At 69.7% G+C, this 24,362-nt stretch carries 21 protein-coding genes and 1 pseudogene; 11 read left to right on the plus strand and 11 right to left on the minus strand.

The genetic code is table 11. The annotated features are described in order from the left end of the window. Positions 1 to 88 precede the first annotated feature (88 nt). Together I3K84_RS02465 and I3K84_RS02470 are read left to right on the plus strand one after the other, a co-directional pair. The gene (locus tag I3K84_RS02465) at positions 89 to 1,948 is read left to right on the plus strand and encodes an acyl-CoA dehydrogenase (RefSeq protein ID WP_196995432.1); all 1,860 of its coding nucleotides are present in this window, start codon (positions 89 to 91) and stop codon (positions 1,946 to 1,948) included. A 60-nt stretch (positions 1,949 to 2,008) separates the two neighbouring features. Next, the gene (locus I3K84_RS02470; RefSeq protein WP_196995433.1) at positions 2,009 to 2,509 is read left to right on the plus strand and encodes a flavodoxin family protein; all 501 of its coding nucleotides are present in this window, start codon (positions 2,009 to 2,011) and stop codon (positions 2,507 to 2,509) included. A 427-nt stretch (positions 2,510 to 2,936) separates the two neighbouring features. Here I3K84_RS02470 and I3K84_RS02475 read toward each other — a convergent pair whose 3' ends face one another. From I3K84_RS02475 to I3K84_RS02505, 7 genes are all read right to left on the minus strand, one after another. Beyond that, complete coding sequence (locus I3K84_RS02475; protein WP_196995434.1) at positions 2,937 to 4,508, minus strand: ABC transporter permease; 1,572 nt, start codon at positions 4,506 to 4,508, stop codon at positions 2,937 to 2,939. Next, positions 4,499 to 5,332 carry a phosphonate ABC transporter ATP-binding protein gene (locus tag I3K84_RS02480; protein ID WP_196995435.1) on the minus strand — a complete coding sequence of 278 codons (834 nt, stop codon included), beginning with the start codon at positions 5,330 to 5,332 and terminating at the stop codon, positions 4,499 to 4,501. Before I3K84_RS02480 ends, I3K84_RS02475 begins: the two co-directional genes overlap by 10 nt. A 121-nt stretch (positions 5,333 to 5,453) precedes the next feature. After that, positions 5,454 to 6,344: a putative selenate ABC transporter substrate-binding protein gene (locus tag I3K84_RS02485; RefSeq protein WP_196995436.1), complete on the minus strand. Its 891-nt coding sequence runs from the start codon at positions 6,342 to 6,344 to the stop codon at positions 5,454 to 5,456. Between the two features lie 125 nt (positions 6,345 to 6,469). Beyond that, complete coding sequence (locus tag I3K84_RS02490) at positions 6,470 to 7,738, minus strand: MFS transporter (RefSeq protein ID WP_196995437.1); 1,269 nt, start codon at positions 7,736 to 7,738, stop codon at positions 6,470 to 6,472. Between the two features lie 174 nt (positions 7,739 to 7,912). Further along, a complete protein-coding gene (locus I3K84_RS02495; RefSeq protein ID WP_172207097.1) occupies positions 7,913 to 9,046 on the minus strand; it encodes an ABC transporter substrate-binding protein in 1,134 nt (377 codons plus the stop codon). A 185-nt stretch (positions 9,047 to 9,231) separates the two neighbouring features. Then, positions 9,232 to 9,426 (minus strand): hypothetical protein, encoded by a 195-nt coding sequence (locus tag I3K84_RS02500; protein ID WP_196995438.1) that lies wholly within the window; start codon positions 9,424 to 9,426, stop codon positions 9,232 to 9,234. 187 nt (positions 9,427 to 9,613) lie between these two features. Next, positions 9,614 to 10,081 (minus strand): nucleoside deaminase, encoded by a 468-nt coding sequence (locus tag I3K84_RS02505; protein WP_015913504.1) that lies wholly within the window; start codon positions 10,079 to 10,081, stop codon positions 9,614 to 9,616. Positions 10,082 to 10,296: 215 nt separating this feature from the next. Between I3K84_RS02505 and I3K84_RS02510 the strand changes: the two genes are divergently transcribed. From I3K84_RS02510 to I3K84_RS02535, 6 genes are all read left to right on the plus strand, one after another. Continuing rightward, positions 10,297 to 11,088: an SDR family oxidoreductase gene (locus I3K84_RS02510; protein WP_011804965.1), complete on the plus strand. Its 792-nt coding sequence runs from the start codon at positions 10,297 to 10,299 to the stop codon at positions 11,086 to 11,088. A 72-nt stretch (positions 11,089 to 11,160) separates the two neighbouring features. Continuing rightward, entirely contained in the window at positions 11,161 to 11,568 is a 408-nt protein-coding gene (locus I3K84_RS02515; protein ID WP_015913503.1) for a PaaI family thioesterase, read from the plus strand. Positions 11,569 to 11,655: 87 nt separating this feature from the next. Beyond that, positions 11,656 to 12,672 carry an NADP-dependent oxidoreductase gene (locus I3K84_RS02520; RefSeq protein ID WP_196995439.1) on the plus strand — a complete coding sequence of 339 codons (1,017 nt, stop codon included), beginning with the start codon at positions 11,656 to 11,658 and terminating at the stop codon, positions 12,670 to 12,672. Further along, positions 12,669 to 13,133 (plus strand): GNAT family N-acetyltransferase, encoded by a 465-nt coding sequence (locus I3K84_RS02525; protein ID WP_196995440.1) that lies wholly within the window; start codon positions 12,669 to 12,671, stop codon positions 13,131 to 13,133. The genes I3K84_RS02520 and I3K84_RS02525 overlap by 4 nt, the downstream gene beginning before the upstream one ends. Positions 13,134 to 13,181: 48 nt before the next feature. Continuing rightward, on the plus strand, positions 13,182 to 14,108 hold the full coding sequence (locus I3K84_RS02530) for a glutathione S-transferase family protein (RefSeq protein WP_196995441.1): 927 nt from the start codon (positions 13,182 to 13,184) through the stop codon (positions 14,106 to 14,108). Between the two features lie 34 nt (positions 14,109 to 14,142). Beyond that, a complete protein-coding gene (locus I3K84_RS02535; protein ID WP_088886548.1) occupies positions 14,143 to 15,048 on the plus strand; it encodes an SDR family oxidoreductase in 906 nt (301 codons plus the stop codon). 110 nt (positions 15,049 to 15,158) lie between these two features. Here the strand turns inward: I3K84_RS02535 and I3K84_RS02540 are convergent, their stop codons facing one another. Beyond that, positions 15,159 to 15,797, minus strand: a complete 639-nt coding sequence (locus I3K84_RS02540; RefSeq protein WP_047351373.1) for a DUF1566 domain-containing protein — start codon at positions 15,795 to 15,797, stop codon at positions 15,159 to 15,161. Between the two features lie 231 nt (positions 15,798 to 16,028). Here I3K84_RS02540 and I3K84_RS02545 point away from each other — a divergent pair, with 231 nt between their 5' ends. Together I3K84_RS02545 and I3K84_RS02550 are read left to right on the plus strand one after the other, a co-directional pair. After that, positions 16,029 to 17,267, plus strand: coding sequence for a multidrug effflux MFS transporter (locus I3K84_RS02545; RefSeq protein WP_196995442.1), 1,239 nt, complete (start codon positions 16,029 to 16,031; stop codon positions 17,265 to 17,267). Beyond that, positions 17,264 to 18,675 (plus strand): annotated as a pseudogene (locus I3K84_RS02550) (MFS transporter). Before I3K84_RS02545 ends, I3K84_RS02550 begins: the two are co-directional and overlap by 4 nt. Before the next feature lie 145 nt (positions 18,676 to 18,820). Here I3K84_RS02550 and I3K84_RS02555 read toward each other — a convergent pair. The 3 genes from I3K84_RS02555 to I3K84_RS02565 are packed head-to-tail and all read right to left on the minus strand — an operon-like array spanning position 18,821 to position 21,810. Beyond that, positions 18,821 to 19,918: a DUF72 domain-containing protein gene (locus I3K84_RS02555; protein WP_196995443.1), complete on the minus strand. Its 1,098-nt coding sequence runs from the start codon at positions 19,916 to 19,918 to the stop codon at positions 18,821 to 18,823. A gap of 3 nt (positions 19,919 to 19,921) precedes the next feature. Then, entirely contained in the window at positions 19,922 to 20,329 is a 408-nt protein-coding gene (locus tag I3K84_RS02560; protein ID WP_196995444.1) for a hypothetical protein, read from the minus strand. After that, positions 20,326 to 21,810: an NYN domain-containing protein gene (locus I3K84_RS02565; protein ID WP_231403397.1), complete on the minus strand. Its 1,485-nt coding sequence runs from the start codon at positions 21,808 to 21,810 to the stop codon at positions 20,326 to 20,328. Before I3K84_RS02565 ends, I3K84_RS02560 begins: the two co-directional genes overlap by 4 nt. Before the next feature lie 90 nt (positions 21,811 to 21,900). Here I3K84_RS02565 and I3K84_RS02570 point away from each other — a divergent pair, with 90 nt between their 5' ends. After that, entirely contained in the window at positions 21,901 to 24,297 is a 2,397-nt protein-coding gene (locus I3K84_RS02570) for a Tex family protein (RefSeq protein WP_196995446.1), read from the plus strand. Positions 24,298 to 24,362 lie beyond the last annotated feature (65 nt).

Raw genomic sequence — 24,362 nt, forward strand, 5'->3', positions numbered from 1 at the left:
TGTTCCAGCGCGCGATCCAATGGACCCCCGCGGTGCGCGTCACCCAGCGGACAGGCTTCATCGGCCCGTCCCTTCCATAATTTCGCGCATGACCACCTCCCTGCGCTCCACGCTCGACTTCCTGCTCTACGACTGGCTCCAGGCTGAATCGCTCAATGCGCGCGAGCGCTTTGCGGACCACTCGCGCGAGACGTTTGACGCTGTGCTGGACACCTGCGAGCGCATCGCGCGCGAGAAGTACGCGCCGTTCAACCGCACGGTGGATACGCAGGAGCCCCAGTTCGACGGTGAGCGCGTCATCCTGCCCCAATGCACGCACGACGCACGCCAGGCGTTTGCCGACAGCGGCATGCTCAGCGCGGCGCAGGACTACGCGCTGGGCGGCATGCAACTGCCGTATGTCGTGGAGTCGGCGGCCAACAGTTTCTTTGGCTGCGCGTCGATCAGCATTGGCTCCAACCTGCTGACCACGGGCAACGCCAACGCCATCCTGGTGCACGGCACGCCCCTGCAGCAGCAGGTGTTTGCCGCCAACGAATTCAACGGCCGCTGGGCGGGCACCATGTGCCTTTCGGAGCCTCAGGCGGGGTCCAGCTTGAGCGACATCACCACGCGCGCCGAGCCCGACGGCGCAGACTTCGAGGTCGACCCGCTGGGCCCGCGCTACCGCCTGCGTGGCAACAAGATGTGGATCAGCTCCGGCGACCATGAGCTGACCGAGAACATCGTGCACCTGGTGCTCGCCAAGATCCCCGGGCCGGATGGCAAGCTGGTGCCGGGGGTGAAGGGCATTTCGCTCTTCATCGTGCCCAAGAAGCTGGTGGATACAGATGGCAATCTGACCGGCGAGCGCAACGACGTGGCGCTGGCCGGACTGAACCACAAGCTGGGCTGGCGCGGCACCACCAACACGCTGCTGAATTTTGGCGAGGGCAGGTACCCCGTGCGCGGCGGCGCCGGCGCCATCGGCTACCTCGTGGGGCGGCCAGGCGAGGGCCTGAAGTGCATGTTCCACATGATGAACGAGGCACGCATCGCCATCGGCATGGCGGCAACCACGCTGGGCCTGGCAGGCTACTACGCCAGCCTGGACTACGCCAGGACGCGGCTGCAAGGGCGCCCGGTACAGGGCAGCACCAGCGCCGCCGGCAGTGCCGGCAAGGACGCCAGCCAGCCGCCGGTGCCGCTGATCCGGCACGCGGACATCAAGCGCATGCTGCTTGCGCAAAAGAGCTACTGCGAGGGCGCGCTGGCGCTCAACCTGTACTGCGCGCGGCTGGTGGACGAGGGCCGCACGGGCGAGCCGCAGGCGGCGCAGGACGCGAGGCTGCTGCTGGAGGTGCTGACCCCCATCGCCAAGAGCTGGCCCAGCGAGTTCTGCCTGGAGGCCAACAGCCTGGCGATCCAGATCCACGGCGGCTACGGCTACACGCGCGACTTCCCCGTGGAGCAGTACTGGCGCGACAACCGCCTGAACATGATCCACGAGGGCACGCACGGCATCCAGGCCGCCGACCTGCTGGGCCGCAAGGTGGTGATGCAGGGCGGCGCAGGCCTGCAGCTGCTGGCGCGCACCATTGGCGCCACCATTGCCCAGGCGCGCAAGCATCCGGAACTCGCCGCCTGGGCGGACCAGCTGGCCCAGGCCCTGCAGGACGTGGGCGAAGCCACGCAGGCCGCCTGGGCCACCGGCAACCCTACCGAGGCGTTGGCCAACGCCGTGCCCTACATGCAGGCCTTCGGCCACACCGTGCTGGCCTGGGTGTGGCTGGACGTGGCGTGCAGCGTGCTCGCACGGGATGCTACTCTTTCAATAGCTGCTAACGCTGGAAGGATGGGCGCTGCACGCTATTTTTACCACTATGAATTGCCGCGCATCGGTGCCTGGCTGCAGGTGGTGCGCCAGCGGGACCTGACCTGCGCGGCACTGGATGAAGACGCGTTCTGACGCCACGCGCTCTCCGCAGGGTGGTGGTCGCCCGCATGGGCAACGGTCTATGCTTGCCGCATGGATGCGCCCCAGACCCTGCTGATCGTCTACCACTCGCTGACCGGCGGCACGCGCCAGATGGCCGAGGCCGCGCGCGCCGGCGCCGCGGCCGAGCCCGCCGTGTCGGTGCGCCTGCTCCACGCGGCGCAGGCGGGGCCGGACGATGTGCTGGCCGCGCAGGGCTACTTGTTCGCCACGCCGGAAAACCTGGCGGCCATCAGCGGCCAGCTCAAGGACTTCTTCGATCGCTGCTACTACCCGGTGCTGGACCGCGTCAATGGCCGGCCCTACGCCAGCCTGGTCTGCGCCGGCAGCGACGGCCAGAACGCCGCACGCCAGATCGCCCGCATCGCCACGGGCTGGCGGCTGAAGGCCGTGGCCGAGCCGCTGATCGTCTGCACCCACGCCCAGACGCCCGAGGCGATCCTGGCCCCCAAGCAGATCGGCGCGGCGGACCTGGAGCGCTGCCGTGCGCTGGGCGAGGCGCTGGCCACCGGGCTCGCGCTGGGGGTGTTCTAGTGCTGCGACCCGAAAGTGTCGGGACATGAAAGCGCGCCTTCGCCCGCGAGGCGGCGTTGCCCATCCTCGCAATGGCCACGGACGCTGCTGCGGTTCGCGCCTGGCCCTTGGGGCGAAGCCATCGATCGCCTTTTGTTACTCCACTCCCCGGTTGCGGTACTAGGGCCTGTTCACACTATTTTTGCCAGTGCGAATGGCGTGAAAACCGCGCCAATCTAGGCGCGTGACGACGCCAAGGCCGGGGCCTTGGCTAGGAGGGCAACGACGCGTGGCGCGGTTTTCACTCCGTTCCCTCCGGGTTGCGATCAAAAAGGGCCATTCGCGGCGTTGCCAAGCCTCGCTGGGGTAGCACCCCAGCTTCGTTTGGCGCCTTGCGCCTGGCCCTTTTTGATCGCAACGCATCTGGCAAAAATAGTGTGAACAGGCCCTAGGCCCTGCCCATCCAGCGGCGCAGCGCCGCGCTGGCCCAGTCCACCGCAACCGATAGCGCCAGCATCGCCAGGATCACCGTGCCCGCCTGCGCATGGTGGAACAGCGACAGCTCCACGTACAGCAGTTGCCCCAGGCCGCCCGCGCCCACGAAGCCGAGGATGGCGGCCATGCGGATGTTCATCTCCCAGCGGTACAGCGTGTACGCCACCAATTGCGGCGCCGCCCCGGGCAGCGTGCCATACAGGAACGCCATGGCGCCGCCGCTGCCGGCCTGGCGCAGCGCACGCGCGGCCGTGGCCGGGGTGTTCTGCAGCGCCTCGGCATACAGCCGGCCCAGCACGCCCGTGGTGTGCAGGGCCAGGGCCAGGGCGCCGGCAAACGGCCCCAGGCCCACGGCCAGGGCGGTGAGCGTGGCCCATACCAGTTCGGGCACCGAGCGCAGCAGGTTCAGCAGCAGGTTCCAGCCCGCGCGCCGGCGCGGCAGGGCCATCAGCAGGGCCAGCAGGGCGGCCAGCAGCGTGCCCACGATGGAGATGGCCAGCGTCTCCCACACGCCGCGCGCCACCTGCCGCAGCCAGGTGCTGCCCAGCTCGGGTGGGAAGAAGCCGCCGGCAAACTCCGCCATGCTGCGCGCCGCCTCGGCGGTGAAGAGCGCGGGCAGGTCCATGTCCAGCAGCCACAGGCTGGCGGCCAGGGCGGCCAGCACCGTCGCGGTCAACGCGCCGCTGCGCCAGCCCAGCGGTGCGCCGCGTGCCGCGGGGGGCGCATCCAGCGCGCGGCGCAGCCCGCCCGACAGCGCATCGGCCGCCAGCACCAGCAGCATGAAGGTCACAAGGATGGTGCACGCCTCGCCGCCGTTGAGCATCTTCATGGCCTGGTCCATGAGCTGGCCCAGCCCGCCCGCGCCCACGAAGCCCATCACCACCGAGGCGCGCACCGCGCATTCCCAGCGGTACACGGTGTAAGAGTTGAGTTCGCGCGCCGCCTGCGGCAGCAGGCCGTAGAGCAGGGCGATGGGCCGGCGCGCCCCACTGCGCGCCAGCGCCTGGGCGGGTGCGGCGGGCACGGATTCAAGGATCTCGGCGTACACCTTGCCCAGCATGCCGCCGTAGGCCAGCCCCAGCGCCAGCACGCCGGCCGTCGGCCCCAGGCCGAACACGCGCACGAACACCAGCGCCCACACCAGCTCGGGAATGCCGCGCAGCACCGTGAGCACGCCGCGCGCTGCCGGGTTCAGCCGGGGGCGTTCGCGTGCGGCGTTGCTGGCCCAGTAGGCCAACGGCACCGCCAGCACGAAGGCCAATGCCAGCCCCGCAGTGGCAATCGCCAGCGTTTCCAGGGTGGCGCGCGCCAGCAGGGCCAGGAAGTCGGCCCCCGTTTCAGGCGGCAGAAACTGGCGCAGGAACCCGCCCAGCACGCGCAGGTTCTCGGGCGCCAGCAGAGCGGCCAGGTCAAAGCCCGACGCCTGCAACAGCGGCCACAGCAGCACCACGGCCAGCAGCGCGCCGCCCAGCCGACCGCGTGCGGCCGGGTCGCGCAGGTGCGGGGCGGGGTGCGTCAACGGCATGAAGCGTAGCTACTGGTGGTCGGGGGCTGCGTGGGCGTTTCATCCGGCGCGAGCGCGCCGTCGCCGGGCGGGGCGTACAGCGCCTGCAGCAGATCGGGCGTGACCCCGCCGGCCGGCAGGTCGAAGGCGATGCGCCCCTCGCGCAGGCCCACCACGCGCGCAAAGCAGGCCAGCGCCAGGTCCACCGCGTGCAGGCTGGCGACCAGCGTGGCGCCACGTGCGGCCGCGTCCTGCACCAGCAGCTGCACGGTGGCCAGCGCCAGCGTGGGGTCGAGGGCAGAGACGGGCTCGTCGGCCAGCAGCAGCGCTGGCTGCTGGTACAGCACGCGGGCAATGCCCACGCGCTGCAGCTGCCCGCCCGAGAGCTGGTCGCAGCGCGCGAACAGCTTGTCCTGCAACTGCACGCGCTGCAGCGCGGCGTGCGCACCCGGCAGGTCGGCCGGGTACAGCAGCGAGGCCAGCGCCTTCCATGCGGGCCATTGGCCCAGGCGCCCGGCCAGCACGGCGGTCACCACGCGCTGGCGCGGTGGCAGGGGCGGGGCCTGGTGCACGGTGCCGATGCGCGCGCGCAGCGCACGCGGCGGAGGCCACGAAGCATGGGGCGTGTCGGGCGACGACGCGCCCAGGGCGGAGCCCAGCACGTGCACGCGGCCGGCGCTGGCGGGCAGGGCTGTGCCCAGCAGGTTCAGCAGGGTGGTCTTGCCCGCCCCCGAGGGGCCGATCAGCGCCAGGCTTTCGCCCTGGCGCGCGGCCAGGGTGATGCCGCGCAGCGCCACATGGCCGCCGGGGTGGCATAGATCCACGCCGTCCAGCTCGAAGCTCATGGTTGCTGTTGTTTCAATAGCTGCTAGCGCTTATCCAGAAAGCGCCAGGGGCTGATTTGATCAAAAACGCCAATGGCGCACGCGCGGGCTATCTGGGCCAGGCCCGCGCGCGCCAGCGCGCTTACTTCAGCAGGCCGGCCGTCTTGGCGGCGTCTTCGATGCCGTCGTAGTTGCGCGGCTCGGTGGCGATGAAGCGCGAGGCGCGCTGCAGTTCCAGGATGGCCTTGTGCTCGGGCTTGGCCGGGTCGAGCGCCAGGAAGGCGGCCTTGATCTTCTGCACCGCGGCGGGATCGAGATCGCCGCGCACGGTCCAGTTGTAGTCGAAGTAGGGTGGGGTGGTGGCGAACACCCGTACCTTGGACGGGTCCACCTTCTTGGTCTCGACCAGCTTGTCCCAGACGGAGGCGTTGAGCACGCCGGCCTGCGCCTTGCCGGCGGCCACGAAGGCGACGGTAGCGTCATGGGCACCGGAATAGGCCACGGTCTTGAAGTCCCGCTCGGGCTGGACGCCGGCCTGCTGCAGGAAGTAGCGCGGCATCAGGCTGCCCGAGGTGGACGAGGGAGCGCCAAAGGCAAAGGTCTTGCCCTTGAGGTCGGCCAGGCCCTGGATGGCGGGGTCGGCGGTGATGAAGCGCGAGGTAAAGCGTGCGTCCTCCTCCCGCTGCACCAGCGGAATGGCCGTACCACCCGTGCGGATGCGCGCCTGCACGTAGGTGAAGCCGCCCAGCCAGGCCAGGTCCAGCTTGCGCGTGGCCAGGGATTCGACCACGGCGGCGTAGTCGGTTACCGGGGTGAACACCACCTTCATGCCGGTGGCCTGCGACAGGTATTCGCCCAGCGGCTTGAACTTGCGTTGCAGTTCGGTAGGCGCTTCGTCGGGGATGGCGGATACGCGCAGCACCTGCGGCTCGGCGGCCTGGGTGGAAAGGAAGGGAGAGAAGCTGGCGACAGCGGCGGCGGCTGCGGCAAAGCGGCGCAGCGCCGCACGGCGTGCGGTCGTTGAAGAGGTCATGGCGGTGCGGGAAAGTTGAATCGAGCGCGCTGCAAGCCAAGGGCCTGCGGGGTGTGCGCGAGGGCCGCCATTGTCGCCCAAGGTGGCGCCGGCTGCCCGGGGGGCGCGCGGCCGGCGGTGAACGCTCAGCCCGCCGCCTGGGGCGTGGGCAGCGCCGGGGGGCGCCGCCCCGGCAGCAGCAGCGCCACCCCCGCGGCCACCATCAGCAGCGCGCCCGACAGGCCGAAGGCGATCCAGTGCGTGCCGAAATGCTCATAGCCCCAGCCGCCCAGCCAGGCGCTGATCATGGCCCCCACCTGATGCCCCAGGTAGGCCCAGCCGTAGAGCACGCCCACCAGCCGCACGCCGAACATGTCGGCCAGGATGGCGGACGACAGCGCGATGCTGCCCGCCCAGGCAATGCCGCCGATCACCGAGGTGCCGTACAGCTCCAGGGTATTGCCCGCCAGCAGCAGCGCGAAGAACCCCACGCCGCGCACGCAATAGATGGCGGCCAGCAGCTTGCGCCGCGGCAGCCGGTCGGCCAGGCGCCCCAGCACCATGGTGCTGGGAATGGCCACCAGCCCGATCAGGCCGATGCCGAAGGCGCTGGTGGTGGCGTCAAAGCCATGGTCCATCAGCATGGGCATGCCGTGCGTGCCCAGCAGGTTCATGCTGAAGCCGCAGGCGAACAGGCCCAGCGTGATCTTGAGGAAGGTGCCGGTGCGCATGGCCTGCAGCACCGTGTAGTGCTGCCCTGCGGGAGCCATCGGGTTCGCCGCACGAATGGGGCTTCCGGGCGGCGGGGCATCGCCATCGGCAGGCGCCTCGTCGCGGATCACCCACAACGCCGTGGGCACGGTGATGGCGGTGAACAGCGCGGCAAAGCCCAGCAGCGTGGCCTGCCAGCTCAGATGCTGCAGCGCCATGCCCAGCGCGGGCGTCATGATGGCGATGCCGGCCATGGAGCCCGTGGACAAGAAGAACAGCGCCATGCCCCGGCGGCGGTTGAACCAGCGGCTGATGACCGGCGTGAGCGCCACCGGGCTGGTGAATCCCGCGCCCACGGACATGAGGATGCCGAAGCTCAGCAGCAGCCCCAGCGGCGTGCGCGTGTTCACTGCCCAGAGTGTCGACACCACCAGCAGGACCGTGCCCGCCAGCAGCACGAAGCGCGTGCCCCGGCGCGCCACCAGCCAGCCCGCCAGCGGCATGGCCGCGCCGTAGCACAGCATGCCCACGGCGACGATGGACGACAGCAGGCTGCGCGAAAAGCCCAGGTCCTCGGCCATGGGCAGGAACAGCGGGCCCAGCCCCAGGCGCAGGCCCACGGTGAGGGCGGTGAGCACGGTGGCCGCGGCCACGATGTTCCAGCCGAAGTACCAGCGGGCCGGTAAGGAATCTTGAGAGGACATGGGGGCGACGGGCGTGGGGCCGGGTGAATGCGACCCTTGGTTGTAACGGCTGTCGTGGGCCGTGTGCGCCGGCTGCGGCCGGCGGCGCATCGCGATTGGCGATGGGGGCTGCCGCGGCGCGCGAGGGGCGGTGACCCGGTGGCCCGGTGGCCCCGCGGCGCGGCAGCGACGGCGTCAGCGGCGGAACAGTCCGTCCGCGTCGATGATGGACAGCTCCACGTAGCTCAGGCCCGTGCGGTCGCCGGGGCCGTAGCCCAGCTCCAGCCCGCCCAGGTCGTAGTGGCTCATGCTGCCCAGCGCGGTGACGATCTTCTCGCGCGTGGGCTTGGGGCCGGCGCGGCGCAGGCCTTCCACCAGCACCTTGGCGGAGGTGAAGCCTTCCATCACCGAGGGCGACAGCGTCAGGTTGCCCTTGGCCTTGGCCAGAGCGGCGGCCTCGCGGTTGATGGCGTAGCCCATGGAGCGCACGTTGGGGAACACCTGCGTGACGATCACGCCGCGCACCGAGTCGCCCAGCTGGGCGACGAAGCCGCGGGATGCGTTGTTCGACACCGTGACCACCTGCATGGACGAGCCGGCCTTGCGCAGCGCTTTCACGCCGTCGCTCACCGCCACGCTGGAGCCGATCCAGATGACCGCCTGGGCCTGCGCCTGGATGAGCTGCGGCACGATGGTGGCGTAGTCCGGCTTGGCGCGGTCGGCCTTGATCACGGCCACGGGCTTGCTGCCCACGTTGGCAAAGCCCTTCTGGGCACCGGCCAGGCAGTCCTCGCCAAAGCTGTCGTCCACGTGCACCACGGCGATGCGCTGGACCATGATGGTGTGCAGGTGCTCCACGGCCTTCTCGGTCTCGGCCTGGTAGCTGGAGCGCACGTTGAACACCAGCGGGTTGGCGGGCTTGTGGAAGGTCATCGCACCCGTGGAGGGTGCCACCAGCGCCACGCCGTGCTTGGCCAGGTGCGGCAGGATGGCTTCGGTGTGCGGCGTGGCGCGGCTCATGAACAGCGCGGCCACGTTGTCGTCTTCGATCAGGCGGCGCGCGTTCTCGCCGGCGAGCTTGGGCTCGAACTTGTCGTCCAGCGTGATCAGCTTGATGCGCTCGCCATGCACGCCGCCCTTGGCATTGACGTGGTCCAGATACAGGTGCACGCCCGCGAGGGTCTCGCCCACGCTGGCGGCCACCGGGCCGCTGACGGCCGTGGTCTGCCCGATCAGGATGTCGGCCGAGGCGGCGCCGCCGCTCAGGGCGCCCGCCAGCAGGCAGGCGGCTTGCCAGGCGCGCAGGCGCCCATGGGGTTTCTGGTTCATGGTTCCTCCCTGTGCCCGCGTTGCACCAAGTGGGTGCATGGGCTGTGGTTTTGCACTGGTAGCGGGTAGCTGCAGTCCCTCAAAAGGTGCATATTGTGACCGCGATGTGGCACGGCCGGCGTACGTGGTGCGCGTGCCGCACCAGAAAGGTCACATACCGGAACGCACATTCCCGCATCACGCACCTACCGTTGTCGAGCCAGCCCGGCCGCCGATGCTGCCAGCCGCACGGCGCGATAACCTGCGGCGGTGGCCAGGTGCAATGGGCGCGCCTGCACGGCGGCGCGCGCAGCCCGGCGACGCATGCCGGCGCGCCGGTGGCCGTGGCCGTGGCCGTGGCGCGCGCGCCCAGGCGCCGTAGCGCTGCGGGGGCCAGCCATGCCCCGCGCCCATCAGCGCCATGGGCCGCAGGGTGGGACATGCAGGCGCCGAGAACCCCCATGCCGGCCCGGCGATCCCATGGCCGTGGGGAAGGGGCCCCGCTTCAGCGTGGCCAGCGCCACCGTCGCCAGACATTCCTATACGCAGGGGCCGGCACCGGCCCCTGCGGCGCTGTGGTCGGGGGCGTCAGGGGCCGTCCGTGGGCCAGGGCGCGTCGCCGTAGAGCTGCTCCACGCCGATGCCCGTGGCCAGGCGTTGCAGCGGCAGGGGCGGCGGGTCCAGCGGCAGCCGCAGGCGCTGGTAGGCGCCTTCGCTGGACAGGCCGTAGGGCGCGGCGTCGCGGTTGTCGAAGGCGTAGAACACCCTGTCCGCGCCGGCCATGACCAGCGCCGCCAGGCACATGGGGCAGGGGTGGCCGCTGGCGTAGACCGTGCAGCCCGCCAGGCTGGGGTTCGCCCGCTGGCGTGTTGCGGCGCGCAGGGCCTGCATCTCGGCGTGGGTACTGGGGTCGTGGCTGTGCACAATGTCGTTCACGCCGGTGGCGATCACCTCGCCGCCGCGCGCGATCACCGCGCCGAAGGGCCGGCCCCCGCGGGCCCGGTTGTCATGGGCCAGGTGCACGGCCCGGCGCAGCAGGGCGGTATCGGTGGACATGGGAACTCCTGAAAAATGAGCGGCCCCCGCTTTCCCCGCGGGCGCCGCGGCCGGATTGTCCTTTGGACACAAAAACCCTGCCGATGAATCACGCATGTGACATGTGTGGCGCGGGCCGCTCGCCACAATAGCCGCTCAAAATCCTGCCGCCGCGCCTGCGTTGCCCACTGTGGGCGATGGCACGGCGTACCACAGACTCTTGGGGAGACACCTTCATGGCCCGTACCGCGCAACAACTCTTCGACCTCTCGGGCAAGACTGCCCTCGTCACCGGCGGCTCGCGCGGCTTGGGGCTGCAGATGGCGCACGCACTGGGCGAGGCGGGCGCGCGCATCATGCTCAGCTCGCGCAAGGCCGAAGACCTGGAGCAGGCCGCCGCCGAGTTGCAGGCCGCCGGCATCGACGCGCGCTGGGTCGCCGCCGACTGCGCGCGCGAGGAAGACATCCACCGGCTGGCCAGCGAGACGCTGCAGCGCATGGGCGACGTGGACATCCTGATCAACAACGCCGGCGCGAGCTGGGGCGCGCCGGCCGAGGACCACCCCGTGGCCGCATGGGACAAGGTCATGAACCTGAACGTGCGCGGCTACTTCCTGCTGTCGCAGGCGATCGGCAAGCACAGCATGATCCCGCGCAAGAGCGGCCGCATCATCAACGTGGCATCCATCGCGGGGCTGGCGGGCAACCCGATCGAGATGAAGACCATTGCCTACAACACCTCCAAGGGTGCGGTGATCAACTTCACGCGCGCGCTGGCCTGCGAGTGGGGCGTGCACGGCATCGGCGTGAACGCGATCTGCCCGGGTTTCTTCAAGACCAAGATGGCCACCGTGCTCATCGAGACGCTGGGCGAGGAAAAGATGGCCGCGCACGCGCCGCTGCGCCGCCTGGGCGACGACGAAGACCTCAAGGGCATCACGCTGCTGTACGCCAGCGAGGCGGGCAAGCACATCACCGGCCAGTGGCTGGCCGTGGACGGGGGCGTGAGCGCGGTCATCGGCGGCTGACGGCAAGGGCGAACCACCGCGCCAGGGGCACTATCCTTGCGGTCTTTTTTTACCTTGAGCAAGGAGCTTCCCGTGCTGGATTTTGGTGCCGACATTCCCTTCGTCAAAGAGCTGGGCTTCACCCTGCATCACATGCAGGGCGGAACGTCCGAACTGCACTTTGAGGCGCGGCCCGAGCACATGAATTCCTACGCCGTCACCCATGGCGGCGCCACCATGACGCTGCTGGACGTGACCCTGGCCACGGCCGCGCGCAGCGATACGCCGGACATGGGCGTGGTCACCATCGAGATGAAGACCAGCTTCATGCACCCGGCGCGCGGCCCGCTGGTGGCCAAGGGGCGGCTGCTGCACCGCACGCGCTCGCTGGCCTTCGTCGAAGGGGCGGTGTACGACGCCGAAGGGCGCGTTTGCAGCCATGCCACGGGCACTTTCAAATACGTGCCCAAGGCCGTGCCCGGCGGCGTGTCTACCGACTGAGTTTTAAATGAAAAGTGGCTCTAGCGCTTATGTATCAAGCGCTAGAAGCTATTGAAACAATAGCAAAATTTAACCTGGAGATTTCGCATGCCCCGCAACCAACAGATCCTCCTCGACAACCGCCCCCAGGGTGAAGCCACGGTGGGCAACTTCCGCCTGGTCACCACCGATACGCCTGCACTGCAGGACGGCCAGGTGCTGGTGCGCCACCATTACCTGAGCCTGGACCCCTACATGCGCGGGCGCATGAACGACAGCAAGAGCTACGCCGCCAGCCAGCCGCTGGGCGAGGTGATGATCGGCGGGACGGTGGGCGAGGTCGTCGAGAGCCGCCATCCGGCCTATGCCGTGGGCGACAAGGTGGTCGGCATGGGCGGCTGGCAGGAGTACAGCGTGGCCGACGGCAACACGCCCGGCATGCTGCGCAAGGTCGATACCACCCACGTGCCGCTGTCGGCCTACCTGGGGGCCGTGGGCATGCCCGGCGTGACCGCCTGGTACGGCCTGGTGAAGATCATCGCCCCGAAGGCGGGCGAGACCGTGGTGGTGAGCGCCGCCAGCGGCGCCGTGGGCAGTGCCTTCGGCGCGCTGGCCAAGGCGCGCGGCTGCCGCGTGGTGGGCATTGCCGGCGGCCCGGACAAATGCCGCTATGTGACTGAAGAGCTGGGCTTTGACGCCTGCATCGACCACCGTGCGAACGGCGATTTGAAGAGCATGGCCCGCGCGCTCAAGGAAGCCTGCCCGGACGGCATCGACGGCTACTTCGAGAACGTGGGCGGCTACATCCTGGACGCCGTTCTGCTGCGCGCCAACGCGTTCGCCCGCGTGGCCATGTGCGGCATGATCGCCGGCTACGACGGCCAGCCTCTGCCGCTGCAGAACCCGGCGCTCATTCTCATCAACCGCATGAGGGTCGAGGGCTTCATCGTCAGCGAACACATGGAGGTCTGGCCCGAGGCGCTCAAGGAGCTGGGCGGCCTGGTGGCCAGCGGCAAGCTGCGCCCGCGCGAGACCATCGCCCAGGGCCTGGCCGCGGCGCCCGAGGCGTTCCTGGGCCTGCTCAAGGGCAAGAACTTCGGCAAGCAACTGGTGAAGCTGGTTTGACGGTGCAGTGGAGCTGGGCACGGTTTGACGACCTGGGCGTGCACGCGCTGCACGATGCGCTGGCCCTGCGCTGCCGGGTGTTCATCCTGGAGCAGGGCCCCTACCAGGACCCGGACGGTGCGGACAAGCACGCCTGGCACCTGCTGGGCCGCGCGCAGCCGCAGGGGCCGCTGCTGGCCACGCTGCGCGTGGTGGACCCCGGCGTGAACTACGCCGAGCCCTCGATCGGCCGCGTGGTCTGCGCGCCCGAGGCGCGCGGCAGCGGCCTGGGCCGCGCGCTGGTGGCTGAAGGGCTGGCGCAGTGCCAGCGGGTATGGCCGGGGCGCGCGGTGCGCATCAGCGCGCAGGCGCACCTGCAGCGCTTGTATGGCAGCCTGGGGTTTGCTACGGTGTCCGATCCCTATCTGGAAGACGACATCCCGCATGTCCAGATGCTGTGGAGCCCGCCGCCACAGGCCTGAAAGGGCGCAAGGCAGGGGCCGTCTTTCGCACCGCACCGGAGAGCGCGCATGACCGAACTCATCCTGCACCACTATCCCGCCTCGCCGTTCGCACACAAGGTGCGCTGCGTGCTCGGCTTCAAGCAACTGGCGTGGAAGTCGGTGATCGTGCCCAGCGTCATGCCCAAACCCGACGTGGTGGCGCTCACCGGCGGCTACCGGCGCATGCCCTTCCTGCAGATCGGGGCTGACATTTATTGCGACACGGCGCTGATCTGCGATGTGCTGGAGCATCTGCAGCCCGAGCCCGTGCTGTACCCGCCGCACCTCAAAGGCGTCTCGCGCGTGTTCGCCCAGTGGGCGGACATGGTGCTGTTCGGGGCCGCCATGGCTTACTGCCTGCAGCCGCGCGGCGCACAGGCGCTGTTCGCCGGCCTGCCCGATGGTGCGGCCGAGGCCTTTCGCAACGACCGCCGCGCCATGGGCACGGCGCGCACCCACCCGGCGGACGCCACGGCGGCCTACCGCTCGTACCTGCGGCGCATCGCCAACATGGTGGAAGAGCACGACTTTCTCTTCGGCGCCGAGCCCTGCGTGGCCGACTTTGCCGCGTACCACCCGCTGTGGTTCACGCGCGAATGCGTGCCGGTGATGGCCGACATTCTCTCGGCCACGCCGGCGGTGCTGGAGTGGATGGATCGCATGGCCGCGCAGGGCCAGGGCCGCGCGGAGAAGTTCAGCGCCCAGGACGCCGTCACCGTTGCCGCAGGCGCGCTACCCCAGCCGCTGCCCGCCGAGGCCTTCCAGGACGAGCATGGCATCCCCCTGGGCAGCCGCGTGACGATCACCGCCGAGAGCTTTGGGCCCGAGCCCACCGAAGGCACGCTGATCGCTGCCACGCGCACGCGCTACACGCTGGCGCGCACCGATCCGCGCGCGGGCGACGTGCATGTGCACTTCCCACGCGTGGGCTATGTGCTGCGCCGCGCCGCATGAGATTTCCATTCATAGACCGCAGGAGACACACAGCATGATCGACAACTTCGCCGGCAAGACCGCCGTGCTCACGGGGGCGGGCTCGGGCTTTGGCCTGGAGTGCGCCCGCATCGGCGCGCGCCTGGGCATGAACCTGGTCCTGGTGGACGTGCAGCAGGACGCGCTGGAGCGCGCCGCCGTGGAGCTGGCCGCCGCTGGCGCCCCCGTGCTGGCGCGCCGGGTGGACGTGTCCAGCGCCGCGCAGATGGAGCAGCTGGCGCAGGACGTGGTGCAGCACTTCGGCGCGCCGCACCTGGTGTTCAACAACGCGGGCGTGGGATCGGGCGGGCTGGTGTGGGAGAACTCGGCCCGCGACTGGGAATGGGTGCTGGGCGTGAACCTCATGGGCGTGGTGCACGGCGTGCGCCTGTTCACCCCGCTGATGCTGCAGGCCGCCAAGGACGACCCCGCCTGGCGCGGGCACATCGTCAACACCGCCAGCATGGCCGGCCTGCTGGCCCCGCCCAACATGGGCATCTACAACGTCAGCAAGCACGCCGTGGTGGCACTGAGCGAGACGCTGTACCAGGATCTGGCGCTGGTCACCGACCAGGTGGGCGCCAGCGTGCTGTGTCCGTATTTCGTGCCCACGGGCATCAGCCAGAGCGAGCGCAACCGCCCGCAGGTGCTGGCGGACGAGCGGCCCACCAAGAGCCAGCTCATCGGCCAGGCCATGATCGGCAAGGCCGTCACCAGCGGCAAGGTGACGGCCGCCGAGGTGGCGCAGAAGGTCTTCGACGCCGTGGCGGCGGGGCAGTTCTACATCTACAGCCACCCGCAGGCGCTGGGGGCCGTGCGCACGCGCATGGAAGACGTGGTGCAGGCTCGCAACCCCACCGACCCGTTCGCGGACAAACCCGAGCTGGGAGCGCAACTGCGGGCGGCGTTGCGCGCGCAGTGACCGGATTTTGAATCGAAATGGCTTCTGGCGCTTGCTGGATAAGCGCTAGCAGCTATTGAAAATGTAGCGTTTGCGCGTCCACCCAGGTGCAGGGTGCGCAGAGCACCCGCTCAGGGCGCCGGGCGCACCAGCCGTATGGGCAGGCGCGTGCTGCGGCCCACGTCGCCGCGGGCCTCGCCGCTGGTCATGTCCACGGCCCAGCCCTGCTGCACCGACAGGCTGCTCTCGCCCGCGCCGCCGCGCGCCACATTGCCGTAGGCGTAGGGGTTCACGCTGAGGGTGTTGACGCTGGCGGTGCCGGTCCAGTGCCATTCCAGCGGTGCATTGGGAAAGAGTTGGGGGTCGACCGAGGGCGGCTGCGCGTTGCGGTTGACCAGTCGGCGCAGCTCGGGCACGCGCGGCAGGCGCCAGCGCACGCCCTCGTCCTTCCAGCGCTGGCGCACCAGCGCCTGGGCCTCGCCGTAGGTGTAGCGCAGGGCCACGCCGGTGCAGGTGGCGCCTGTCCATTGCATGCCCTGCGCGCAGCGCGGCCAGGCCAGCCGCGCCTGCGTATCGATCACCAGCGCGCCGTCGGGCGACGGCACCAGCACCGGCTGGGCGGGCGCGACCGGAACGGGCGGGGCGTCGTCGGCCTCGTCCTCACGGTCCGTGGCGGCGAGGGCGGGCGCGGCCAGGAGCAGGGCGCCAGCGCACAGGGCCAGGGTGGCGGCCCAGCCGCGCAGGGCGGGGGCGATCGGGGGCAGGGGCATGCGGTGTCTCCGGACGAGGCAGTACAGGACGGCAGGAACAGTGCGGCCGAGCCGCGCACGCGATTGTCGGGCGGCGGCAGGGCCAGGCGACCCGTGAACAGCGGGCAGGAAGGGCGGCTTTTGCGGCCATCGAACGCACGCGGGTGCCGGCCGCGGCGCTGCATGGGAGGCGATGTGGGCCTTCGCGCAGCGCGCCAGCACGATCCGGCCAGTGTGGCGACAATCGCCCGAATGCCCTTTTCCCCGTTCTTCCGCATGGCCCTGATCCTGGGCCTGCTCTCGGCCATCGGCCCATTTGCCATCGACATGTACCTGCCGGCGCTGCCGGCCATCGGCGCGGCGCTGCGGGCCGACGTGGGGGCGGTGCAGTGGAGCCTGACGGCCTTCTTCCTCGCACTGGGCGTGGGCCAGTTGGTCTACGGCCCGGTGTCCGACATGGTCGGGCGCAGGCCGCCGCTGTTCTTCGGGCTGGGCCTGTTCACGCTGGCCAGCGTGGGCTGCGCGCTGGCGACCGACGTGCACACGCTCGTGCTGCTGCGCTTTGTGCAGGGGCTGGGCGCGGCGGCGGGCATGGTGATTCCGCGCGCGGTGGTGCGCGACCTGCACACGGGCACCGAGGCGGCCCGGCTCATGTCGCTGCTGATGCTGGTGTTCAGCGTGTCGCCCTTGTTGGCGCCATTGGTGGGCAGCGGCGTGATCGCGCTGGCCGGCTGGCGCGGCGTGTTCTGGGTGGTCGCGGTGGCGGCGCTGGCCGGGCTGGTGTTGGTCCAGCGGGCGCTGCACGAGACACGGCCCGCCGGCCAGCGGGTGCGCAGCTCTGTGGGCAACGCGGCCGCGGCCTACACGACGCTGCTGCGCGACTGGCACTACCTGGGGCTGGTGGGCATCGGCGGCTGCTCCATGGCGGGTTTCTTCGTTTATCTGTCGGGCTCGCCTTTCGTGCTGATCAACCACTACGGGTTGTCGCCGGTGCAGTACAGCGTGGCGTTTTCGGTCAACGCGGCGGCCTTCTTCGCCAGCGCGCAGCTCACGGCGCGGCTGGGGCGGCGCTACGGCATGGCGCCGGTGGTGAAGGCGGCCGCCAGCGGCGCGGGCGCGGTCATCCTGGCCCTGCTGGCGCATTACCTGCTGGGCGGCGACCGGCTGGCCGTGCTGCTGGTGCTGTACTTCGTCGCCAGTGCGCTGATGGGGCTGGTGATCCCCACCACCTCCGTGCTGGCGCTGGAGGAGCACGGCACCATTGCGGGGACGGCGTCCGCCCTCATGGGCACGCTGCAGATGCTGATCGGCACCCTCGCCATGGCGGCGGTGGGCCTGTTTGCCAGCGACGCGCCCCTGCCCATGGTGGTGGGCATGGCCACAGGGGCGCTGACGGGGGTGGCGCTGACCTGGATCACGCTGGGGCCGGCGGGCGCGCAGCGCATCGCGCACGGCGCCGCGAAAGACATCGCCCCGGAGCGCCGGCCATGAGCGGCTTACCCGTGGGTGCGCCGCCCCTGGCCGACGGCCTGCCGCAGCCCGCACGCCGCCAGGCGATGCTGGTCATCGTTCTCGGGCTCACGCTGGCGGTGCTCGACAGCAGCATCGTCAACCTGGCGCTGCCCGACATCGCACGCCAGTTGCAGTCGGGCGCGGCGCAGAGCGTGTGGGTGGTCAACGCCTACCAGCTCGCCACGCTGGTCGTGCTGCTGCCGCTGGCCGCGCTGGGCGAGCGCGTGGGCTATCGGCGCGTGTACTTGGTGGGCATGGCGCTGTTCGCGCTGGCGTCGGTGGGCGCCATGCTGGCGGCCAGCATGCCCGCCTTGATTGCCGCGCGGGCGTTGCAGGGCCTGGGCGCCGCGGGCGTGATGGCCGTGAACGCGGCGCTGGTGCGCCTGATCTATCCGCGCGCACAGCTGGGCCACGGCATGGCCATCAATTCGCTGGTGGTGGCCACCGCGTCCATGGCGGGGCCGTCGGTGGCGGCGGCCATCCTGTCGGTGGCGTCGTGGCCCTGGCTGTTTGCCATGAACCTGCCCTTGGGCGTCGGAGTCTGGTGGCTGGGGCGGCGCGCGCTGCCGGCCAATCCTCCATCCGCCAACCGTGCGCCGCGCTTTTCCGCCATCGACGTGCTACTCAACGGCGCCATGTTCACGCTGCTGTTCCTCGGCGGGGAGCAACTGGGCGTGCGCAGCGCGGCGCAGGGCAGGGCGGCAGCGCGGCCACGGGTGCGATCCTGCTGGCCGCGGGCGTGGCCGTGGGGGCGGTGTTCCTGTGGCGCCAGCGCGGCCTGGCGGCGCCGCTGTTTCCGGTGGACCTGCTGCGCATTCCGGTGTTCGCCCTGTCGATGGGCTCGTCCGTGGGGGCGTTCTGCGCGCAGATGCTGGGCTTTCTGTCGCTGCCCTTCCTGCTGTTGGAGGCGCAGGGCCGCACCCACCTGGAGGCCGGGCTGCTCATCACGGCCTGGCCCCTGGCCACCGCCGCGGTGGCGCCGCTGGCGGGCCGGTTGATTGGCCGCTACCCGGACGGCCTGCTCGGCGGCATTGGCATGGCGGTGTTTGCTGCCGGCCTGGTCTCGCTGGGCCTGATGCCCGCGCAGCCCGCGGACTGGAACGTGGCCTGGCGCATGGCGCTGTGCGGTGCCGGCTTTGCGCTGTTCCAGTCGCCCAACAACCACACCATCGTCACCTCGGCCCCGCTGCACCGCAGCGGCGCGGCCAGCGGCATGCTGGGCACCGCGCGCCTGACGGGCCAGACACTGGGCGCCGTGTCGCTCGCGGCCATCTTCGCCCTGCGGCCGGGGCACGATGGAAGCGCGGAGTCGCTGGCACTGCTGGTGGCAGGGGCGTGCGCGGTGGTGGCGGGGGTGTGCAGCTCGCTGCGGGTGAGGCAGCGGTAACAGAGGCAGAGCCGTGGCGCTTGTGCGCCCCATCTGGGCGGTGTTCTTGGCCTCCCTTTGGCGCAAGAAGAACGTCGTGCGGGCGCGCAGTCCGTGATCGTCATATCGTCAGAAAAGATAGCTGCCAGCGCATGCCAGATAAGCGTTAGAGATGTTTTTGATCATAAAAAACCACCTGTTCCGCCAGCCGCTGCACTGTCAGCGGCGCACAGCCTTCCGCGTGGTTGCTGATGGTCACGAAGGCGTTTTGGCCCCGTCCGCAGATGCCCGCCACCGTGCGCGCCAGCAGCGCCAGGTTGTCGGGATCGGGGTCGTGAATGCGGTCGTAGGGCGCGTAGCCTTTTTCAGCGGCTTCATACCCCTGCGGGCCGTGCACGGGGTTCAGGTTCCACCGGCAGACCAGTGGGCCGGGCCAGAGCAGGCGCAGCAGCGGTAGTTGCTCGGCCAGGGGCGACAGGCGCGCGTGCAGGCCCAGGCAGTAGGTGGCACCGCTGCTGCGCAGTACGTCGGCGAAGTGGGGCAGGTGCGCGGGCGCCAGCCATTCGGGGTCGCGCACCTCGACGGCCAGCACGGCGTCGGGCGCCGCGGGGCGCAGCGCCGGTTGGGCCTGCAAGAGCGTGCGCAGTCGCTCCAACACCTCGGGCAGGCGGTCCAGCAGGTTCCAGGGCAGCGGGCTCAGCTGGAACACCAGCGCGCCGGTGCGCTGGCCCAGCCCCTCCAGTGCGGGCGCCACGAACTCCTGGGCGGTCAACTGCGCATCCAGGAAGGCCGGGTTGGGCTCGCGTCCACGGCCGTCCTCGCTGCGCACCAGCGCGTCGGTGACCAGGCTGGGCGCCTTGACCACGAAGCGGAAGTCCGCCGGCACCTGGGCCGCGTAGCGCGCATAGTCGCTGGCCGTGAGCGGGCGGTAGAAGCTCCGGTCGATGCTCACGGTGCGCATCAGCGGATGCTGGGCCAGCACGGGCAGGCCTTTGCGGGCCAGCAGCTGTTCGGAATGCACACCCTCCCACACCAGGCCCTGCCAGCCAGGGTAGCTCCAGGAGGATGTGCCCAGGCGCAGCGTGGGCGGCAGCCGGTTGGCGAGTGCGCGCAGATCGTCGCCCCAGGCGGCGGGATGCACGCCGGTGCGGCGGGTGGGCGCCTTTTCCCGTGGGCGGGCGGGGGTGTCTTCCGGTGGTCGTGGCGGTGCTGAGGGCGATGCTGAGGGCGATGGCGGCGCACCGCCAAACAGATCGTCCTGCATGGATCACAGGCCCTCGAACAGGCCGCCCGCGTTGAGCAGGGCGTAGACGATCTCGGGGTGCCGGTCCATGCTTTTCTTGATGGCCGCAGGGATGGCCTGGCGCGTCTTGCGGCACAGGCCCGGCTGGTCCTGGACCAGCACGGTGATGCCGCGCAGGCTGCGTACCTCGTAGGGGCTGGTGCCGATGGTCAGGCGCACGCCGAGTTGCTCGAACAGGCGCTGCTCCATGTGGCGCAGGTCGGCCAGGCTGGTGAGGCTCTCCAGGCGCTGCACGAGGCGCTTTTCCTCCTCGCGCGTGAGGCGCAGGATACGCACATCACCGCCGGGCGTGCGCATCAGCGCGTCGCGCTCGCACACGCAGGCGCCGGGCGGGCATTCGGTGCGGAGTGGGAAGGGAGGGGCGGGAGTCACTGCGGTGATGCGCCACGCGTGGCCCAGTCACGCAATTGCTCTTTCTGTGCGTCGTCCAGGGTCAGCTGCTCGGTCTGGCACAGATCGAGAATGCTGTTCACGAACCGTGTGCCCAGCGCATGCGCATCATTAGTGTGTTCTCCGAACATGTGGCCTCCGAGCAAGATGCCCTTGAGCACGAAGCTCACTGTGCTGCGGTTGATGGGCAGTCCAGCATCTCGGCAGCGGTCGCGCACACGCTTGCCGGTTTCGGTGAGGGAAAAGGGGTGGTGGGTGGCGTCGGCGGCAATCTGGGCCAGCAGGGCCTGGAAGGCGGGCGGTGGCAGAAGCGGCATGCCGGTGGCGGCGTTGACCTGCCTCAGCAGTGGCAATAGATCGCCATCGCGGCCCCACTCCACCAGCCCATTGTTCTGTTGTTGCGGGTGCAGAACGTGGCCGCCGCCATTGGTCCAGTCGACACGCAATGGTGCCAGCGAGAGCGCCTCCAGCAGCTTGCGAAACGATCCCTTGCCGCACCAGTCGGATGCAGCCACTCCATACTGGCCGATGATCGCCTGGGCCAGCCGCCCGCAGGGCACGGGCGCCTTCGCCTTGACCACTTCGGCGCGCACCAGTTGGGCGATGGCGGCCAGGGTGTTTTGGTCCGGGACGGGTAGGGCGCCCGTGGGTACAGAAGGGGTGTGGCGTGCGGGGTCGAGCACCACGCCTGATTCCCAGTCCACAACGAGTGGGGCCAGGCGCAGTGAATCCACCAGCTTACGAAAACTGCCCAGCCCAGCCCAGGTGACAGCATCCAGCCCGACCACTTGGATTGGCGCCTTGCTGGCCAGCCATGGCAGGGCGACAGGCCTGTCCGAATGGGCCACGGACTGGCTGATGAAACGGGCCGCAGCCTGGATGAGGCTGGCCTGCGATGGAGCGGGTGACATGGGTGGCGCTGATACGGCGGCGGGTGTTTCGGTCTCCTCGCGGCGCAGCGCTTCGCGCAAAAAGGCATCTTGGTCGATCAGCAGGTCAGCACTGGCCTGGTATGCCGCCGAGGGAAATCCGATTGCCAGCACAGTCGTGCGCCTGTCCCAGCGGCGCAGCTTGCGCAGCACGGGCGTGAAGTCGGCGTCCGCTGACAGCACGATGAACTCGTCGTAGTGCACCTGGTGCTGCAGCAGATCCACGATATCCAGCACCATGTGGATGTCGGTGCTGGTCTTGCCGCCGCTGGTCATTGCGGGGCAGTCGATGATCTCAAAGCCGGCGCGGTTGAACGCGGGGCGAAAACGTTGGTACACCTGCGGGTTCAAGTAGCAGCGGCGCACCAGCAGGCGCCGCGCGCCTGCTGTTGCGTGTGGTGGAGGCTCTAGCGATTGGGCAATCCAGTGCATCCATGACTGTGGTTGGGAGGCGAAATGGTCGGCCGCTATGGGATCCAGCCGGCGCAGGCCGGAGAAAACATTGTCGAAATCGACGAACAGGGCGCTTTTCATGCGTGGGACAACGAGTTGGACGCGGCCATTTTGGCCCATGGCCCTGTGGCAAACTGCGCGCTTCGTGTTTTGACCCGTCTCAGAAGGCACATGCAGCAGATCGTTCGGCAGTTGGCCGCAGAAATCAAAGTCACCGAATCCCAGGTCCGCGCAGCGGTGGAGTTGCTCGATGGCGGGGCCACCGTGCCCTTCATCGCACGCTACCGCAAGGAGGTGACCGGCGGCCTGGACGATGTGCAGCTGCGCGAGCTCGAAGCGCGCCTGGCCTACCTGCGCGAACTGGAAGACCGCCGCGTGGCCGTGCTGAAAAGCATCGACGAGCAGGGCAAGCTGACCGACGCATTGCGCGCTGCCATTGCTGCTGCTCCAACGAAGCAGGAGTTGGAAGACATCTACCTGCCCTTCAAGCAAAAGCGCCGCACCAAGGGCCAGATTGCCAAGGAGTTCGGCATCGAGCCGCTGGCCGACAAGCTGCTGGCCGACCCCACGCTGGACCCGCACGCCGAGGCCCAGGCCTTCTGCCAGCCCGCCACCACGCTCGATGACGGCAAGCCGGGGCCCGACTTCTCGACCACCTTCGCCGTGCTCGACGGCGTGCGCGACATCCTGTCCGAGCGCTGGGCTGAGGACGCCGTGCTGGTGCAGTCGCTGCGCGAATGGCTGTGGGCCGAGGGGCTCTTGCGCAGTAAGAAGGTGGAGGGCAAGAACGAGAATGACCCCGAGGTCGCCAAGTTCCGCGACTACTTTGAGTACGACGAACCGATTGGCCGCGTGCCCTCGCACCGCGCGCTGGCGGTGTTCCGCGGCCGCGCGCTGGAGATTCTGGAGGCCAAGCTGGTGCTGCCTGAGCCGCAGGTGAATTCCACGTTCAAGCCCGAGCCGGGCCAGCCCAGCATTGCCGAGGGCAAGATCGCCCTGCACCTGGGCTGGAGCCACCAGGGCCGCAAGAGCGACGACCTGCTGCGCAAGTGCGTGGCCTGGACCTGGCGCGTGAAGCTCAGCCTGTCCACCGAGCGCGACCTGTTCTCGCGCCTGCGCGAGGAGGCCGAGAAGGTGGCCATCAAGGTGTTTGCCGACAACCTGCGCGACCTGCTGCTGGCCGCGCCCGCCGGCCCGCGCGCCGTGATGGGGCTGGACCCCGGCATCCGCACTGGCGTGAAGGTGGCCGTGGTGGACCGCACCGGCAAGCTGGTGGAGACCGCCACCGTCTACCCGCACGAGCCGCGCCGCGACTGGGACGGCAGCCTGGCCACGCTGGGCCGCCTGTGCATGAAGCACGGCGTGCAGCTCATCGCCATTGGCAACGGCACCGCCAGCCGCGAAACCGACAAGCTGGCGGCCGAGTTGATTAAATTAATGCAAAAACAGGCCGTAGACCAGGCGGGGCAAGCGCTGCCAGCTATTGAAAAGATAGTGGTGAGCGAGGCTGGCGCCTCGGTGTATTCGGCCAGCGAGTACGCCAGCCAGGAAATGCCCGACGTGGACGTGAGCCTGCGCGGCGCCGCCAGCATTGCGCGCCGCCTGCAGGACCCGCTGGCCGAGCTGGTGAAGATCGAGCCCAAGAGCATCGGCGTGGGCCAGTACCAGCACGACGTGAACCAGAGCGAGCTGGCGCGCACGCTGGACGCCGTGGTCGAGGACTGCGTGAACTCCGTGGGCGTCGACCTGAACACCGCCAGCGCGCCGCTGCTGGCGCGCGTGTCGGGCCTGTCGGGCAGCGTGGCCAAGGCCGTGGTGCGCTGGCGCGAGCAGCACGGCGCCTTCAGGAACCGCAAGCAGCTCATGGAAGTCAGCGGCCTGGGCGCCAAGACCTTTGAGCAGGCGGCGGGCTTCTTGCGCATCCGCGATGGCGACAACCCGCTGGACATGACCGGCGTGCACCCCGAGACCTACCCCGTGGTCGAGCAGATCATGGAAAAGACCGGTAAGCCGGTGGCCGAGCTCATGGGCCGCGCCGAGATGCTCAAGACGCTCAAGCCCGAGCTGTTCGCCAACGAGAAGTTCGGCGTGATCACCGTGCGCGACATCCTGGGCGAACTGGAAAAGCCCGGCCGCGATCCGCGCCCGGACTTCAAGGTGGCGCGCTTCAACGAGGGCGTGGAAGACATTGCCGACCTGCGCGAGGGCATGGTGCTGGAGGGCACGGTGAGCAACGTGGCCCAGTTCGGCGCCTTCATCGACCTGGGCGTGCACCAGGACGGACTGGTGCACGTGAGCCAGCTCAGCCACAAGTTCGTTCAGGATGCGCGCGAGGTGGTCAAGACCGGCGACATCGTCAAAGTGAAGGTGCTGGAGGTGGATGCGGCGCGCAAGCGCATCAGCCTCAGCATGAAGCTGGACGCCGCACCCGCGCGCCGCGACGGCCCGCGCGACAACCGCTTCGAGGGCGCGGGCCGTGGCTACGCCGCGCCGCGCCGCGCGGCCGAGCCGGCGCAGCCCTCGGCCATGGCCTCGGCCTTCGCCAAGCTGCAGCAGGGCAAGCGCTGAAGCGCTGCCCGTAAACAACCGTAAGAGTTGCATGGATAATGGCCCGACTTTCCTGTCTGGGCGAT

The organism is Diaphorobacter sp. JS3051 (assembly GCF_015832135.1).
Classification (GTDB): Bacteria; Pseudomonadota; Gammaproteobacteria; order Burkholderiales; family Burkholderiaceae_C; genus Diaphorobacter; species Diaphorobacter nitroreducens.

Bases quoted from the DNA above. Each gene is read 5' to 3' on its own strand.
- I3K84_RS02465 (WP_196995432.1), top strand. From the start codon at position 89: ATGACCACCTCCCTGCGCTCCACGCTCGACTTCCTGCTCTACGACTGG.
- I3K84_RS02470 (WP_196995433.1), top strand. From the start codon at position 2,009: ATGGATGCGCCCCAGACCCTGCTGATCGTCTACCACTCGCTGACCGGC.
- I3K84_RS02475 (WP_196995434.1), bottom strand. From the start codon at position 4,508: ATGCCGTTGACGCACCCCGCCCCGCACCTGCGCGACCCGGCCGCACGC.
- I3K84_RS02480 (WP_196995435.1), bottom strand. From the start codon at position 5,332: ATGAGCTTCGAGCTGGACGGCGTGGATCTATGCCACCCCGGCGGCCAT.
- I3K84_RS02485 (WP_196995436.1), bottom strand. From the start codon at position 6,344: ATGACCTCTTCAACGACCGCACGCCGTGCGGCGCTGCGCCGCTTTGCC.
- I3K84_RS02490 (WP_196995437.1), bottom strand. From the start codon at position 7,738: ATGTCCTCTCAAGATTCCTTACCGGCCCGCTGGTACTTCGGCTGGAAC.
- I3K84_RS02495 (WP_172207097.1), bottom strand. From the start codon at position 9,046: ATGAACCAGAAACCCCATGGGCGCCTGCGCGCCTGGCAAGCCGCCTGC.
- I3K84_RS02500 (WP_196995438.1), bottom strand. From the start codon at position 9,426: ATGGCTGGCCCCCGCAGCGCTACGGCGCCTGGGCGCGCGCGCCACGGC.
- I3K84_RS02505 (WP_015913504.1), bottom strand. From the start codon at position 10,081: ATGTCCACCGATACCGCCCTGCTGCGCCGGGCCGTGCACCTGGCCCAT.
- I3K84_RS02510 (WP_011804965.1), top strand. From the start codon at position 10,297: ATGGCCCGTACCGCGCAACAACTCTTCGACCTCTCGGGCAAGACTGCC.
- I3K84_RS02520 (WP_196995439.1), top strand. From the start codon at position 11,656: ATGCCCCGCAACCAACAGATCCTCCTCGACAACCGCCCCCAGGGTGAA.
- I3K84_RS02530 (WP_196995441.1), top strand. From the start codon at position 13,182: ATGACCGAACTCATCCTGCACCACTATCCCGCCTCGCCGTTCGCACAC.
- I3K84_RS02535 (WP_088886548.1), top strand. From the start codon at position 14,143: ATGATCGACAACTTCGCCGGCAAGACCGCCGTGCTCACGGGGGCGGGC.
- I3K84_RS02540 (WP_047351373.1), bottom strand. From the start codon at position 15,797: ATGCCCCTGCCCCCGATCGCCCCCGCCCTGCGCGGCTGGGCCGCCACC.
- I3K84_RS02545 (WP_196995442.1), top strand. From the start codon at position 16,029: ATGCCCTTTTCCCCGTTCTTCCGCATGGCCCTGATCCTGGGCCTGCTC.
- I3K84_RS02555 (WP_196995443.1), bottom strand. From the start codon at position 19,918: ATGCAGGACGATCTGTTTGGCGGTGCGCCGCCATCGCCCTCAGCATCG.
- I3K84_RS02565 (WP_231403397.1), bottom strand. From the start codon at position 21,810: ATGAAAAGCGCCCTGTTCGTCGATTTCGACAATGTTTTCTCCGGCCTG.
- I3K84_RS02570 (WP_196995446.1), top strand. From the start codon at position 21,901: ATGCAGCAGATCGTTCGGCAGTTGGCCGCAGAAATCAAAGTCACCGAA.